The 15,900-nt window shown below is 49.8% G+C and carries 12 protein-coding genes; 10 read left to right on the top strand and 2 right to left on the bottom strand.

What is annotated here, in order from left to right:
- The first annotated feature begins 5 nt into the window (after positions 1-5).
- From BP95_RS0100395 to BP95_RS0100365, 7 genes are all read left to right on the top strand, one after another.
- Positions 6-266: a stage V sporulation protein S gene (locus tag BP95_RS0100395; RefSeq protein ID WP_005550495.1), complete on the top strand. Its 261-nt coding sequence runs from the start codon at positions 6-8 to the stop codon at positions 264-266.
- 206 nt (positions 267-472) lie between these two features.
- Entirely contained in the window at positions 473-1,432 is a 960-nt protein-coding gene (locus BP95_RS0100390; RefSeq protein WP_028531178.1) for a dipeptidase, read from the top strand.
- Positions 1,433-1,636: 204 nt separating this feature from the next.
- Positions 1,637-3,370 carry a 2-oxoacid:acceptor oxidoreductase subunit alpha gene (locus tag BP95_RS0100385; RefSeq protein ID WP_028531177.1) on the top strand — a complete coding sequence of 578 codons (1,734 nt, stop codon included), beginning with the start codon at positions 1,637-1,639 and terminating at the stop codon, positions 3,368-3,370.
- A 1-nt stretch (position 3,371) separates the two neighbouring features.
- Complete coding sequence (locus BP95_RS0100380; RefSeq protein ID WP_021256474.1) at positions 3,372-4,238, top strand: 2-oxoacid:ferredoxin oxidoreductase subunit beta; 867 nt, start codon at positions 3,372-3,374, stop codon at positions 4,236-4,238.
- Between the two features lie 104 nt (positions 4,239-4,342).
- Positions 4,343-4,912, top strand: a complete 570-nt coding sequence (pduL, locus tag BP95_RS0100375; protein WP_021256473.1) for a phosphate propanoyltransferase — start codon at positions 4,343-4,345, stop codon at positions 4,910-4,912.
- Between the two features lie 213 nt (positions 4,913-5,125).
- The gene (gene miaB / locus BP95_RS0100370) at positions 5,126-6,679 is read left to right on the top strand and encodes a tRNA (N6-isopentenyl adenosine(37)-C2)-methylthiotransferase MiaB (protein WP_028531176.1); all 1,554 of its coding nucleotides are present in this window, start codon (positions 5,126-5,128) and stop codon (positions 6,677-6,679) included.
- Between the two features lie 86 nt (positions 6,680-6,765).
- Positions 6,766-7,269: a YlbF/YmcA family competence regulator gene (locus tag BP95_RS0100365; protein WP_028531175.1), complete on the top strand. Its 504-nt coding sequence runs from the start codon at positions 6,766-6,768 to the stop codon at positions 7,267-7,269.
- Between the two features lie 188 nt (positions 7,270-7,457).
- Here the strand turns inward: BP95_RS0100365 and BP95_RS0100360 are convergent, their stop codons facing one another.
- Both BP95_RS0100360 and BP95_RS0100355 read right to left on the bottom strand, forming a co-directional pair.
- Positions 7,458-8,465 (bottom strand): electron transfer flavoprotein subunit alpha/FixB family protein, encoded by a 1,008-nt coding sequence (locus BP95_RS0100360; protein WP_028531174.1) that lies wholly within the window; start codon positions 8,463-8,465, stop codon positions 7,458-7,460.
- Positions 8,466-8,566: 101 nt separating this feature from the next.
- On the bottom strand, positions 8,567-9,343 hold the full coding sequence (locus BP95_RS0100355) for an electron transfer flavoprotein subunit beta/FixA family protein (protein WP_028531173.1): 777 nt from the start codon (positions 9,341-9,343) through the stop codon (positions 8,567-8,569).
- A 220-nt stretch (positions 9,344-9,563) separates the two neighbouring features.
- Between BP95_RS0100355 and BP95_RS0100350 the strand changes: the two genes are divergently transcribed.
- From BP95_RS0100350 to BP95_RS29300, 3 genes are all read left to right on the top strand, one after another.
- Positions 9,564-11,771 (top strand): (Fe-S)-binding protein, encoded by a 2,208-nt coding sequence (locus BP95_RS0100350; protein WP_028531172.1) that lies wholly within the window; start codon positions 9,564-9,566, stop codon positions 11,769-11,771.
- Between the two features lie 212 nt (positions 11,772-11,983).
- Positions 11,984-14,404, top strand: coding sequence for a 3-hydroxyacyl-CoA dehydrogenase NAD-binding domain-containing protein (locus BP95_RS0100345; RefSeq protein ID WP_028531171.1), 2,421 nt, complete (start codon positions 11,984-11,986; stop codon positions 14,402-14,404).
- A gap of 218 nt (positions 14,405-14,622) precedes the next feature.
- On the top strand, positions 14,623-15,897 hold the full coding sequence (locus BP95_RS29300) for an acetyl-CoA C-acyltransferase (RefSeq protein WP_081819783.1): 1,275 nt from the start codon (positions 14,623-14,625) through the stop codon (positions 15,895-15,897).
- Positions 15,898-15,900 lie beyond the last annotated feature (3 nt).

Below are 15,900 nucleotides of genomic sequence, written 5' to 3'. Positions count from 1 at the left end.
TTTCCATGGAAGTATTAAAAGTTTCAGCAAAGTCCAATCCTAATTCGGTAGCTGGAGCGTTAGCAGGGGTTTTGCGTGAACGGGGAGCAGCCGAACTGCAAGCAATTGGCGCAGGTGCCTTGAATCAGGCGATTAAAGCCGTTGCCATTGCACGGGGATTCGTTGCGCCGAGCGGTGTGGATCTGATTTGTGTTCCCGCTTTCACGGATATTGTCATCGATGGAGAAGATCGGACTGCAATCAAACTGATAGTTGAACCCAGATAATATACGTCGACAGTGGTGCGTAAGTAATGAATTTATTCAGCCTGTTTACAACGTAAGCAGGTTTTTTGCTTTGTTCTACCTCGGGAGCAGATGGGTTAGAGATGAGATGCAATGGGACAAGCGCAGCTTGGTAACTAGAACTAGAACATAAACAGCTGCCTTCACCGGATTAAGAACTAAAGAAGCTGAGAAGGGGACGTAGAATTATGAGCCAACGGATCATTGATTTTCATTGTGATGTTCTGTACAAGATGCTGTATGAAGGCAAGTTGGATTTTATGAGCAAGGATGCATTAGATATTACGCTGCCGCGCATGCAGACCGGTCAGGTAGGGATGCAAGTATTTGCGGTATTTCTGGAAGAAGCATTGATTAGCGGTCAGCCGCAATTTTCTCAAATCTTGCGCTGTATTGACCTGCTTCGTGAACGCATATGCTCGCTGCCTGATGTGTCCCTCATTCGCTGGCGTGAAGATGTAGAGCATTGGGAGCGTTCGCCACAGTTAACGGGTGCTCTGCTGTCTATAGAAGGCGCTGATGGGCTGGAAGGCGACATGGTGTATGTGCGGACTGCATATGAGCTTGGGGTTCGCTTTCTTGGCTTGACATGGAATCATTCGAACTGGGCTGTGGACGGAACAATGGAGCCAAGGCAGGCTGGGTTTACGAACAAAGGGCGGCAGCTTATTCGCGAATGCGACAAGCTGGGGATACTCGTTGATGTATCCCATTTGAATGAAAGAGCATTATGGGAACTGCTAGAGCTTACTGAGCGTCCAGTGTTCGCTTCCCATTCCAATTCGGCACATGTGCGTAAGCACCCAAGAAATCTAAGTGATGAACAGATCAAAGCCATAATCGATCGGAATGGTAGAATCGGGATCACCTTTGTACCTGCCTTTATTGCAGATAGCCAGCAAGTGACTATTGAGCATCTGCTTCGCCATATTGATCGGATCTGCGAGCTCGGCGGTGAACAGCATATTATGTTCGGCTCGGACTTCGATGGCATTGATGACAAAGTTCAAGGTCTGGAGCATGCTGGACAGTACGGAAATTTGCTGGAAGCAATAGAGCGTAGATATTCGTCGGAATTTGTCAATCGAATTGCTCATAGCAATGCTCTGCAATTTCTGAAGACGAACCTTCCTGCCCGAGAAGGATAATTGTCCATTCATCTCATGAAGGTATCATATCCATCGAATCTTGCTATCGTGGACATCGGCGAAAACGCTTGCTTTTTCCAACCTCTGCACATAGAATGAGAGTGACTCAACCATTACAATATTTTACTTGTTACAATTTAGCGAATTTTGGTGGCATCCGTCGTGGTGCATATGCGAGTCACCTTTCAAAAGGAGTGGGCGAGCTTGATTAGTCAATTGTCTTGGAAAATCGGGGGTCAGCAAGGGGAAGGCGTAGAAAGTACGGACCGTATTTTCTCGACGGCATTGAATCGTCTTGGATACTATTTATATGGGTACCGTCATTTTTCTTCTCGTATTAAGGGTGGTCATACGAACAACAAGATTCGAATCAGCACGAAGCCAATTCGCGCAATTTCGGATGACTTGGACATTTTGGTTGCATTCGATCAGGAATCCATTGATTTGAACGTTGGTGAACTTCGTCCAGGCGGCGTTATCGTCGCAGATGCCAAGTTCAATCCATCCGTTCCAGAAGGTGTGGATGCACGTCTCTTCGCGGTTCCTTTCACATCGATTGCTGAGGAACTCGGTGCTTCCCTCATGAAGAACATGGTTGCTTCGGGCGCATCTTGGGCATTGCTTGGATTGCCGCTGGAAGTCTTCAACAAAGCTCTTGAAGAGGAATTCAGCCGCAAGGGTCCAGCAGTTGTGGAGAAGAACGTTGAAGCTGCACGTAGAGGTGCGGAGTTCGTACTGGAGCAAGCAGGCGGTCCGCTTGACGATTTCAAGCTGGAGCCGGCTGACGGCAAGCAGAAGCTGTTCATGATTGGTAACGATGCAATTGGCTTGGGTGCGGTAGCGGCAGGATGCCGTCTGATGGCAGCATATCCGATTACGCCTGCATCCGAGATTATGGAATATTTGATTAAGCGTCTGCCGAAGTTCGGCGGCACGGTTATTCAGACAGAGGATGAGATTGCGGCAGTTACGATGGCGATTGGCGCCAACTATGGCGGCGTACGTGCACTGACTGCATCCGCAGGTCCTGGTCTTTCCCTGAAGACGGAAGCAATCGGTCTTGCTGGCATGACGGAGACTCCGATTGTTATCGTGAATACACAGCGCGGCGGTCCAAGTACTGGACTTCCGACGAAGCAGGAACAAAGTGATATGAACGCGATGATCTACGGAACGCATGGTGAGATTCCGAAGATTGTAATTGCGCCAAGTTCAATAGAAGAGTGCTTCTTCGATACAGTAGAGGCATTCAACCTGGCTGAGCAGTACCAATGTCCAGTTATCGTCTTGACGGATTTGCAGTTGTCTCTCGGTAAGCAAACTTGTGAGATGCTTGATTATGAGCAAATTATAATCGATCGCGGTAAGCTGATGAGCGATGTTCCTCCACTAGAGGCGAATCAACAGTTTAAGCGCTATGAACTTACGGAAGACGGAATTTCTCCACGTGTTGTTCCGGGGGAGAAAGGCGGACTTCACCACGTAACTGGCGTTGAGCACGACGAGATCGGCAGACCGTCTGAGAGTGCAGTGAACCGCAAGAAGATGATGGACAAACGGTTGAACAAACTGAATGGACTGCAGGTGACGAATGCGATTCACGCAGATGTGCCGCATGAAGAACCAGATCTACTTATCGTAGGCATGGGCTCCACTGGCGGTACGATTGATGAAGCACGCAGACACTTGGAAGCGGATGGGGTAAAGACCAACCATATTACGGTTCGTCAAATTTATCCATTCCCAACAGAGCTGTTCACACCGCATGCGCAGAAGGCGAAGCAAATCGTCGTTGTTGAGAACAATGCTACTGGCCAACTGGCTGATCAAGTAAAATTGAACGTTGGATTCGGAGAGAAGCTTCGCCGAATTAATAAATATGATGGAACTCCGTTCCTGCCTTTGGAATTGTACAAACAAAGCAAGGAGTTGGTCTAGTATGGCAACGTTCAAAGAGTTTCGCAACAATGTGAAGCCGAACTGGTGCCCTGGCTGCGGCGACTTCTCAATTCAGGCAGCCATTCAACGCGCGGCAGCCAACGTCGGACTGGAACCTGAGAATTTGGCTGTTGTATCCGGGATTGGATGTTCTGGTCGGATTTCCGGTTATATCAATGCATATGGCTTCCACAGCATTCACGGCCGTGCGCTGCCAATTGCACAAGGGTTGAAGCTAGCTAACCGTGACCTGACTGTTATTGCATCCGGTGGAGATGGAGACGGCTTCGCAATCGGGATGGGACATACCGTACATGCGATTCGCCGGAACATCAACGTTACGTATATCGTCATGGATAACCAAATCTATGGATTGACGAAAGGTCAGACTTCGCCACGTAGTGCGGTTGGGTTCAAGACGAAGAGTACACCAGATGGCGCAATCGAGAACACATTAAGTCCGCTTGAGATTGCACTGTCTGCGGGAGCTACCTTTGTAGCACAGTCGTTCTCTAGTGATTTGAAGCAGTTGACTTCTCTGATTGAGGAAGGCATTAAGCACGAAGGCTTCTCTTTAATCAACGTATTCAGCCCTTGCGTAACATTCAACAAGATCAATACGTATGACTGGTTCAAGGAAAACATCATCAATCTGGAATCCGTAGAAGGCTATGATCCGTCCAATCGGATCGCAGCAATGACGAAGTTAATGGAAACAGATGGAATGATAACAGGTCTTATCTATCAAGATAAATCGAAGAAGAGCTACGAGAATCTTGTATCTGGATTCCGTGATGAACCGTTAGCGAAGCAAAATATTCGCCTTTCTTCTGAAGAATTTGACAAATTGGTGGCAGAATTCAAATAATTGTTGAAAAGGCATGCGTCTTTAGGCGCATGCCTTGTTGCATTTCGTAGTATAATATGATTTGGTACTAGCTAGAGAGAACACATACGTGAGGTGGAAGAGAAATGAAAAACGTACCTGTCGGCGTATCCGCTCGCCATATTCATTTGACTCAAGAACATATCGAGATTTTGTTCGGTAAAGGTTATCAATTGACGGAGTTCAAGCCATTGTCCCAACCAGGACAGTTTGCTGCGAATGAAACAGTTGAAGTTGTAGGCTCCAAAGGCTCCTTCAATAAAGTTCGTATTTTGGGACCAGCACGTCCTGCATCCCAATTGGAAATTTCCCGCACTGACTCCTTCGCAATCGGTGTAAAAGCACCTGTTCGCGAATCTGGAGATATCGAAGGTACACCAGGCGTTCTTGTAAAAGGACCTGCAGGGGAAGTTGAATTGCAAGACGGCGTTATCGTAGCTGCTCGTCACATTCACTTCCATACTTCTGATGCAGAAAAATGGGGGATTCAAGACAAGCAAAAGCTTCGCGTACGTGTAGGTGGAGAGCGCGGTGTTGTATTTGAACACGTGGTTGCACGCGTATCTGAGAATTTTGCATTGGACATGCATATCGACACAGACGAAGCGAATGCTTCTGGCGTGAAAAACGGCGATACTGCTGAGATCATTGATTAATTATTGAATCATACTTTCGAAATGAAAGGTGCAGTCCTCACAGGGCTGCGCCTTTTTTGCATAGATACCACTTCGTAAGAACAGAGTTCATACTAAATCTGGAAGTTCATTCTTGGCTCTCCACTTCGGATGATGGTATAATTTGAAGTGATGTTCATGTACATAGATAACCTACAGACTACAGAATCGAATGAGAAGAAGGAGTGCCGACCAATGAACAAAGAGTCGAAAGATTACTCCAAATATTTTGATTTCTCGAATGCCAAAGTCATTTCCGAGGATGAACAAGGTAAACGGATTCGTATAAATGGTCGTGAAATCAACATTATTTCGGAGCCTAACCAACGTCAGGAGAAGCAGAGGGGCAAGCAGGATGTACAGGTACACTATGATCAGGCCGTGCCTGAGGAGCTGCAGGGACTAGGTGTTGGAAAGAAATATATTATCTATACATTTGGCTGCCAAATGAACGAGCATGATTCCGAGACGATGAGCGGCTTGCTTGAACAGATGGGCTATGAAAAAACGGAAGACCGCAAACGAGCAGATATTATCTTATTAAATACATGCGCGATTCGTGAAAATGCAGAAGATAAAGTATTTGGTGAGCTTGGACATTTGAAGACATTGAAGCTGCAAAGACCTGGGCTTATTCTTGGCGTGTGCGGTTGTATGTCCCAAGAAGAAAATGTCGTGAATCGCATTATGCAGAAGCATCAATTTGTTGATATCGTATTCGGTACGCATAATATTCACCGCTTGCCGATCTTGGTGCGCGATGCCTTGTTTAACAAGGAAATGGTCGTGGAAGTGTGGTCTAAGGAAGGCGACATCATCGAGAATCTGCCGAAGAAGCGGGAAGGGATGCGAGCTTGGGTCAACATTATGTATGGCTGTGATAAGTTCTGTACATATTGCATCGTTCCTTATACCCGTGGCAAAGAACGCAGCCGCCGTCCGGAAGACGTAATTGCCGAAGTAAGAGACTTGGCTCGTCAAGGATTCAAGGAAATTACACTGCTTGGTCAAAACGTCAACGCTTACGGCAAAGACTTTACGGACATCGATTACTCGTTTGGCGATCTGATGGACGAAATTCGAACTATTGATGTGCCGCGTATCCGCTTCACTACTTCACATCCAAGAGACTTTGACGATCGATTAATTGAAGTGCTTGCGAAGCGCGGCAACCTGGTTGAGCATATTCATCTTCCTGTACAGTCAGGGAGCACGGAAATATTGAAGAAGATGAGCCGCAAGTATGATCGGGAGCGCTTCCTGGAGTTGGCATTTAAAATCAAACAGGCGATACCGGATGTTGTCTTTACAACGGATTTTATTGTGGGGTTCCCTGGCGAGACGGACGAACAGTTCGAAGAAACGATGTCACTTGTACGGGAGGTAGAGTTCGACTTTGCCTATACATTCATCTATTCCCCGCGCGAAGGTACACCGGCGGCAGGGATGGAAGACAATGTTCCGATGGAAGTGAAGAAGGAGCGCCTGCAGCGCTTGAACGCCCTGCTGCAGGATCAGAGCCGTCGAAGCAATGAAAGGCTGCAAGATCAAGTGGTGGAGGTGCTAGTGGAAGGGGAGAGCAAGAATAACCCGGACATTCTATCCGCACGAACGCGCACGAACAAGCTTGTCCATTTTGCAGGATCGGCCTCGTTGATCGGTCAAATCGTTCATGTTAAGATTACAGATGTGATGTCCTATTACATCAAGGGTGTGCTTGTCACACAACCGATGCAAATGACTTCTTAACCTTTTCTTTATTTTCGGATACAATAAACGAGAAGAGATAGATTTTACCAATACAATTCAGGCCGAATAGATGGGAGAGGTTCTCATTGACGCAACAATCACAATCTTCGAAGGTGAATTCGGAACACGCAGAACACTCGGATCATGAGGAGCACGCCCATCGATCGGGATGCGGTATACCGAAGTTCAATACGCGGGATTTGCTAGTACGAGAAGATATTATGGCGAAGGCGAAGCAGTTGTCTGAACTCATCATAACAACGGATGAGGTTCGGCAATATCAGCAAGCTGAGAAGCAAATTCAAACGCACACTAGGGTACAAGAGCTGATCCCCATGATTAAGAAAAAGCAGAAGGAACTGGTTGCCTTCCAATCGTTCCAAAATGCGAAGATGGTAGAAAAGATCGAGAATGAGATTAGTGAGCTCCAGGATGAACTGGACAATATTCCACTCGTTGTGGAATTCCAGCAAAGCCAGAGCGATGTGAATTACATGCTGCAACTGGTTATGTCGGTTATTCGTGATACGGTATCTGATAAGATTGAAGTAGAAGCAGCAACTCCTGAAGCGCCAGAATCATGCGATTAAGCACGGTTGAATAGAAGAAGGCTTCCTACAGATGATGTGGGAAGCCTTCTTTTTCTTATGAACGGAGAGGGGATCATCGATTATCTTTCATAGTAGGCAGCATTGCTCCAAGGTACACAGACGACGTATGCGGCATAGGAGCAGTATAGTCGTCAGCGAGATTGAGCCGTTGGCAGCCTGCGAAACAATCAGGAGAGCAGCTTGCGGAATTGTTCGGTAAGCAGCGGCACCACCTCGAATAAATCACCGACGATCCCGTAATTCGCTACTTTAAAGATAGGGGCTTCCGGATCGATATTAATGGCAACAATGATTCGAGCTTGACTCATTCCTGCGATATGCTGGATGGCTCCACTAATCCCGCAGGCAAAATAAATCTCAGGTGTAACAACCTTACCCGTCTGTCCGATCTGCAACGAGTAGTCGCAATAGCCCGCATCACAAGCTCCGCGCGAAGCGCCGACTGCTCCATTCAGCACACGTGCCAGCTGTTCCAGGGGCTTGAACCCTTCGGCACTTTTCACACCTCGACCGCCAGAAATAATAATTTTGGCCTCTGACAAATCAACGGAGCCGCTCATCTTCGTGACGACTTCGTGGACAACCGTCCGTAGGGATGGGGCGGGGGCAAGCAAGGAATCAACTTGCGGCTGCTGAATGCTCTCGTAAGTCGGAAGTAAACCCGCTTGTTGAGTAACAGGAGTGAAGTTGTTAGGTCTAACCGTGATGATCCAAGGTCGTGCTTGATTGGCGAAGCGTCTAGTTTCTAATGCTTTGCCTGCATAGACAGGCCTTAGGAAGGTCGTGTCGGAGTCATCCGCACGAATCGATACGACATCGGATATTTGACCTGTATGGAGCTGAGCTGCTAGCATCGGCGCGAGATCACGTCCCATCGCTGTATGCCCAAGCAGCACGACGTCCGGCGATTGCTGCTCGGTAAAGGCATGCAGTGCCGCGAAATACGTCTCCGCCTCGTAATATTTATACCTCTCATCATCTGCGCAGCTAACTTGCGCAATTCCTGGAATCATCAAGGACTGGATTGTGTCCTCTGCAAGTTGAAACCCAATGACAAGGACAATAATTCGATCATCAGGCTTCGCCATTTGCGCGGCAGCACCAAGCGCTTCGAATGTAACCTGGCGCAATCGATCTCCGCGTATTTCAGCAATAACAGCATATGTGCGGCTCATAGCAGCACTCCTTTCCAGTCGATAGCACGCTTGCGGCTTCATGTTAAGGCTCAATCGTTACAAGTAAGTGCATGTTCAATTTGCAACCTAGTTAGAAAGAGTTAGAAGAGAGAGGAAGTATCGCGTAGCGATTGAACCAATTGCTCTACTTGCTCCGATACAGTGCCCTTCAATATCTGCCCCTCCTGTCTTGGGGGAGGAAGCTCGAGGGCTACTCGCTCTGTGGCAGGAGCATAAGATTCATTCTGAAGCTGTTCGGCAGCCGACCGCTTTTCGATAGGCTTCCGCTTCGCCTTCATAATGCCTGGTAGAGTCGGATATCTGGGCTCGTTCAATCCTTGCTGTGCCGTAAATAATGCAGGCAAGGTCACTTTGAGATTCTCGTTATCACCTTCTGCGTCACGACTGACCGTTACCTGCGAATCATCGATACGCTCGATCGAAGTGATCGCAGCGACATGTGGCAGGTCGAGCAGGCTGGCGACACGGACAGCAACCTGAGCACTGCCTTGATCAACAGAGAAGTGACCAGAGAAGATTAGATCCGGCTGTTTCTCCTGCAATGTCTTTGCGAGCAAGTGAGAGATTGTGAATTCATCCATCTCCCCTGTTTCACTTGGCGACAGAACAAGATGTACGGCTTCGTCTGCTCCCATTGCGAGCGCTATGCGAAGCGCTTCCTCGGAACGATCAGGACCGGCAGTCACTACGGTGACTACGCCGCCATGATTTTCTTTCCATCGTACGGCTTCTTCGATGGCATATTCATCATAGGGATTTATTATCCATTTTACTCCGTCTTCAGAGAGCAGACCATCTGTAATTATGACTTTTTCTTCTGTGTCGAACGTTTGCTTCATAAGCACAACTAAATTCAAGGTCATCACCCCAAGTTCCGGCTTCATTACGATCATTGTATGGAGAAATCTTCGGACTTATCTCTACTACTTTTATTCGAATTTCATTAACCAGTGGTCATAAAAGGCAAGAACGTATTTTTTCATGTCCCAACTCATATCCATCAAACATAGTTCATTACGAACAGCTATGTTGAGCAAAACGAGATCATGCATGTATCACCCAAAAGGGAGGGGAGGTATGGTGCTGATTTATGTAAAATGGCTTGTCTTTCTCTTCGTTGTTGCGATAGGCATATGCTTGGCCGCTGCTGCAATTCGACGACGAGTCAGCTACATAGGCTTGGGGCTGGCAGGCACGAAGCCAACCGAGCAGGCGAGGCGAACCATGCGTGCCATAGGACAGACGTTCGGTCAAGGCAAGCTGTGGAAGGATCCGCGAAGTGGGTTTATGCATGCAGTAATGTTCTACGGATTCCTCCATTTGCAGGTCGGAGCACTAGATTTGATTTGGAAGGGGTTGACCGGCCACTCACTGCCGCTGCCAGCTCATCATGTCTTCATCGTGGCTCAGGAATGGACAGTGCTCATGGTGCTCATAGCAGTATTGTTTGCAGTCTATCGACGCTACGTGGAGAGGCTGCCTCGCTTGAAGCGGGGGTGGAAGCCCTCAATTGTACTGTTCTTCATCGGCGGATTGATGGTGTCTGTCATTGGCACCATGACATTCGATTATGCGCTAGAGGCCATGAATGGAGTTGGAGGGCCTAATGGCTCGATTTCGGCAGGAATTGCATCGGCTATCGTAATGCCCTTGTCAGTTGGCGCACATGCAGAACTGTGGCTCACCGTCGGATATGAATTATTTTGGTGGTTACATTTGCTGATTTTGTTTTCATTTCTCATATATGTGCCGCAATCGAAGCATTTCCACCTGATAACTGCACCGATTAATCTCTGGCTGAAGCGTCCAGAGGAAGAGACAGGGAAGCTGAAAATGATCAATTTGGAAGACGAGGAGGCAGAATCATTCGGGGTTGGAGCAATCGAGCAATTCGAGCGGAAGCAGCTGCTTGATCTGTATGCCTGCGTGGAGTGCGGACGCTGTACGAATGTGTGTCCTGCATCGCATACGGGCAAGCTTCTCTCTCCTATGCATCTCATCTCGAAGCTGCGTGATCACTTAACCGAGAAAGGGGCAGCCATAACTTCGACCAACCCGTGGGTACCAAGCTTGGCAGCACCTGGGTCGCTGCCGTTCCACCGCATGGCGGAGGAAGGTGTGCAGCAGGCCGAAGGTGCATTTGATGAGCCAGCTGCGCTGCAGCGATTTCCGCAAGGGATGCAGGGGACGATGGCTAAGCAGCAGGAGAGATGGCTGAGAAACATACCTGATGAGCAGCATCCGTCTGCTCAGTCAATCGATTTGATCGGTAATGTTATTACCGAGGAAGAACTATGGGCATGTACAACATGCCGCAACTGCGAGGATCAGTGTCCAGTCGGAAATGAGCATGTCGATAAAATTGTAGACATGAGGCGCTATCTGGTGCTGACACAAGGGCAAATGCCTGTGGACGGACAACGAGCGCTGCAAAATATTGAGCGTCAGGGCAACCCATGGGGGATCAGCCGCAATGACAGATTCAAATGGGCCGCAGAGTGGACGAAGGAAACAGGCATAACTGTGCCGACGGTTAAGGAGCGTCCAGATTTCGAGGTGCTGCTGTTCGTGGGAGCTATGGGTTCCTATGATATGCGTACACAGCACGTAACGAAGGCACTAATTCGTCTTTTCCATGCAGCTGATGTGGCATTTGCTGTTCTTGGCAATGAAGAGCGGAGCTCAGGAGATACCGCGCGGCGTATGGGCAATGAATTTTTGTTTCAGCAGATGTGCACAGAGAATATTGCAACGTTCCACAAATATGGTGTCCGAAGGATCGTTACCGCTTGTCCGCATACGTATCACACATTGAAGAAAGAGTATCCGGATTTTGGGTTGGATTCAGAAGTGCAGGTATATCATCACACAGAATGGCTGTATCAGTTGTGGCAGGCGGGGCGTATTCGCTTCGTTCATCCGGTTCACGAGAGCGTCGCTTGGCATGACTCCTGCTATTTGGCACGTTACAACGGGATTATTGACTTCCCTAGAGAACTGCTGCGTGCAGTGCCGGAACTAACGGTGCTTGAATTGGAACGAAGTGGGGCTAATGCGATGTGCTGCGGGGCAGGCGGTGGTCAGATGTGGATGGAGGAAACGTCTGGGACGCGCGTCAATGTGGCGCGGGTAGAGCAGGCGCTTCAGGTTCAGCCTTCTGTGATTGGGTCTGCATGTCCATATTGCCTCACGATGATGGAGGATGGTGTCAAGGCGAAAGAGCGAAGCGATGTGCGCAGTGCCGATATTGCTGAGCTGCTCGTCAAGTCTGTATGTGGAACCTAATGTTCAGGGAGGTGGAGTGAAGCACGGCATGCTTGTATGGCCGTTTTTCTACGCTGCGTTAGCTGATTGACATACGAGGCTTGCTCATGGTGGCCTGGGCAGCGTCTGAGAAGGGGTGAGGAATATAGAAGGACAGATTGCGGGGAAGTGTGTACGTGCAAATGAAAGGCAGCTGGGCTATACCATGCACCTGCAGTAGGAGGGGTACCGAGGTGAAACAATGGAATGAGGTTCAACGGGCAGCTGTTATTGGCTCAGGGGTAATGGGAGCTGCCATCGCAGCTCATTTGGCGAATGCAGGCATACGATGTCTGTTATTAGATATCGTGCCAGAAGAGCTGACGGAGGACGAAGTGGAGGCAGGCAAGACTCTGGAGCATCCAGATGTCCGCAGCCGCCACGCTAATCAAGCGATTGCGCGATTGAAGAAGTCGAGCCCAGCACCGCTCTATATGGAAGCGTTCGCAGAGCGTATCATACCGGGTAATACAGCGGATCATTTGCAGGAACTTGCGCAGGTAGATTGGATTATTGAGGCGGTCACGGAACGAGTGGACGTGAAGCGCACGGTGCTGGCGCAAATAGAGCGCCACTGGCAAGAAGGGACGCTGATCAGCTCGAATACGTCAGGCATTTCCCTTGAATCCATGTTGGAAGGGCGATCAGAAGCATTTAGGCGATCATTTGTCGGCACTCATTTCTTTAATCCGCCACGATACATGCATCTGGTGGAGCTTATACCGAATGCATTGTCGGATCAGTCGGTATTAGAAGGGGCCAAGGAATGGTGTGAGCGCAGACTGGGCAAGGGAGTAGTCATTGCCAAAGACACGCCCAACTTCATTGCCAATCGAATTGGGACGTACGGCTTGGTGATCACGCTTCAAGAAATGGAACGGTACGGTCTTACCATCGAGGAGGTCGATGCCTTAACAGGGCCGATTATCGGGCGGCCGAAGAGTGCTACATTCCGAACGCTGGATATCGTCGGACTAGATACATTCCTCCATGTAGCGAACAATGTGGCTGATCATGCTGAGACAGAAGCGGAGCGGAATGCGTTTGCTCTGCCGCCTTGGTTCAAAGAAATGGTAGAACGAGGCTGGCTAGGAGAGAAGAGCGGCCAAGGATTCTATCGCAAGGTACGCAGCGGTTTACCTGGAGAAGATCCGATCCATGCACTGCGTTGGCAGGATTGGACGTATGGGCCGAGGCAGCTGGTTGCTTCGGTGACACTGCAGCAGGCGAAGCGGGAGAAGGGAACGGCAGCCAAGCTGAGAGCTGCAATCAGCGGCCGTGACCAAGGTTCACAGTTCATCTGGAGCATGATGAAGCAGGTATTGTGCTATGCAGCTTCCAAGGTAGGGGAAATTGCAGATCATATCGAGGATATTGATAAAGCAATGCGATGGGGCTTCAATTGGGAGCTGGGCCCATTTGAATGCTGGGATGCGATTGGTCTTCGGGATAGTGTCGCACGCATGAGGGCGGAGGACACAGAAATTCCGAACTGGGTGGAGGCATGGCTGGAACAAGGTCACGAGCGGTTCTATGAGCAGCGAAGCAGCGGATTGTTCTTCGCCGCGGCAGGAGAATGGCAGCAAGCCGTGGAGAGTGAACAATCGATATTGCTTCGCTCTTTGAAGGAACAGGGAAGGACAATCGCACGCAATAGCGGTGCGAGTCTTATTGATGTCGGCGATGATGTGGCCTGTCTGGAATTCCATTCTCCGAACAATGCAATCGGGGAAGATATTTTATCCATGATCGAGAAGAGCGTAGATATCGTAGCGCGTGACTACCGAGGTCTCATTGTTGCGAATGAGGGACGTAACTTCTGCGTTGGGGCAAATGTGATGCTTCTGCTCGGCGAAGCTCAGGCCGAGGAATGGGACGAAATCGACTTCATTATCCGCCAATTCCAGCGAGCGATGATGAAGCTGAAGGGCTTGCAGCGGCCCGTCGTTGCTGCACCGCACCGAATGACACTTGGCGGAGGTGTGGAGGCGTGCCTGCCGGCCGATATGATTGTGTTCAGTCCAGAGACATACTTCGGACTAGTGGAGACCGGAGTTGGACTGATTCCTGGTGGGGGAGGCTGCAAGGAAACGGCGATTGCGCTCTCACATCGGCTGCCGCATCCCGATGATGATCTGAACGCATCACTTGTGCGCGCATTCGAGACGATCGCCATGGCCAAAGTGTCGAACAGCGGTCATGATGCACTGCGACTCGCCTATGTACGATCCCAAGATCGTGTGCTATTCGCGGAGCAGCGCCGTATCTATGAAGCGAAGCAGGCCGTTCTCGCTATGGATTCGGCAGGGTATGTGGGGCAAGTACAGGAGGCAGGCCGACCATCTATACGCGTAGCTGGACGGGAAGGCTTTGGCGTCCTGCAGTTAGCCGTATCCAATATGCTGGAGGGCGGCTACATAAGTGAGCACGATGCGTTAATTGCTCGCAAGCTCGCACGTGTACTTACAGGTGGAGACGTGCCTGCCAATCGCCTCGTATCTGAATCGCATCTGCTCGACTTGGAGCGGGAAGCCTTCTTATCTCTTTGCGGAGAACGGAAAACACAGCAGCGGATGCAGCACATGCTGAGCAAGGGGAAGCCGCTGCGCAATTAGGGCATATCGAATTAGACATCATACTGGCAAGCAGGGCCGGAGCAGTGGTTTGGATAGCAGCAAAGAAACAAAGAAGCAACCAGTAACAGAACAACAGAACAACAGAACAACAGAACAGAAAAACAACAGAGCAACAGAACAGCAACAGAGCAACTGGGCGGTGATAGCTGGCATTGGTTTCTGTTGCTGGAAGGCAATTGGGTGAGAGGGGGATATGCATGGTAGCGGATACGCCTGCAAAAGCATTAAGAGAAGTAGTCATCGTAGCGGCAGCAAGAACAGCAGTAGGCAAGGGAAAGCGTGGAGCACTGGCTGACACGAGAGCGGAGGATTTGGGACGGACCGTCATTGAGGCGGTGCTGGAGCGAACCCCAGGACTAGAGAAGCATGACATAGATGATGTCATTCTCGGTTGTGCGATGCCGGAGGGGGAGCAGGGGCTGAATGTAGCGAGGACAATCGCGCTTTATGCAGGGCTGCCCCATACGGTTCCTGGGGTCACCATCAATCGATTCTGCTCATCCGGATTGCAGGCAATTGCCTATGCAGCGGAGCGGATTATGACAGGAGCTGCGGATGTCAATATCGCCGGAGGCGTAGAGAGCATGTCACATGTTCCTATGACAGGCTTCAAGCTGTCTCCTCATCCGGTTATCTCTGAAGAACGTCCTGAGATCTATATCAGTATGGGTCACACAGCGGAACGGGTCGCCAAGCAATTTGGCATAACCCGCGAGATGCAGGATGCATATGCGACAAGGAGCCACCAACGTGCCGTTCAAGCCTATGCGGACGGGAAATTCAACGATGAAGTGGTGACCGTTCAGGCTAAGCGAACTTGGGAGGAAGCAGGCGGCAAACTGAAGAGTACGACCATCGATTTTCGAATAGATGAATGCATTCGCCCAGAGACAAATGAGGATACGTTGCGCAAGCTGAAGCCGTCTTTTGCCGCACAGGGCTCTGTAACAGCTGGCAATTCCTCACCGTATAGCGATGGAGCGGCCGCGGTCATGGTAATGAGCCGGGAGCGGGCAGAAGAACTAGGGTTGGAACCGCTCGCGGTATACCGTTCGTTTGCCGTTGCGGGCGTCCCGCCTGAAGTGATGGGCATCGGACCAGTTGAAGCTATCCCGAAGGCGCTTCGCCTTGCAGGAATCACGAAGGAAGAGGTAGCGCTCTATGAGGTAAATGAGGCATTTGCCGCACAGTGCCTTGCAGTCATTCAGGAGCTGGGACTTGATGACAGCATTGTGAATGTAAATGGTGGAGCGATTGCGCTTGGTCATCCGCTTGGCTGCACGGGCGCGAAGCTGACCACAAGTCTCATTTATGAGCTGCGCCGCAGAGGTGGTGGTCTTGGTGTTGTGTCCATGTGCATCGGCGGCGGGATGGGGGCTGCAGGCGTATTTGAGGTTCTGCCGCCGCGTAAAGAGAACGGTGAGGATCTTGCAATCGCATCGAAGATTCGGATGAGGATTAACGGCACATAGACT

The sequence above is a fragment of the Paenibacillus sp. UNC217MF genome (genome assembly GCF_000686865.1).
GTDB classification, from domain to species: domain Bacteria; phylum Bacillota; class Bacilli; order Paenibacillales; family Paenibacillaceae; genus Paenibacillus_B; species Paenibacillus_B suaedae.
This window is presented reverse-complemented; position numbering and strand designations above follow the sequence as displayed.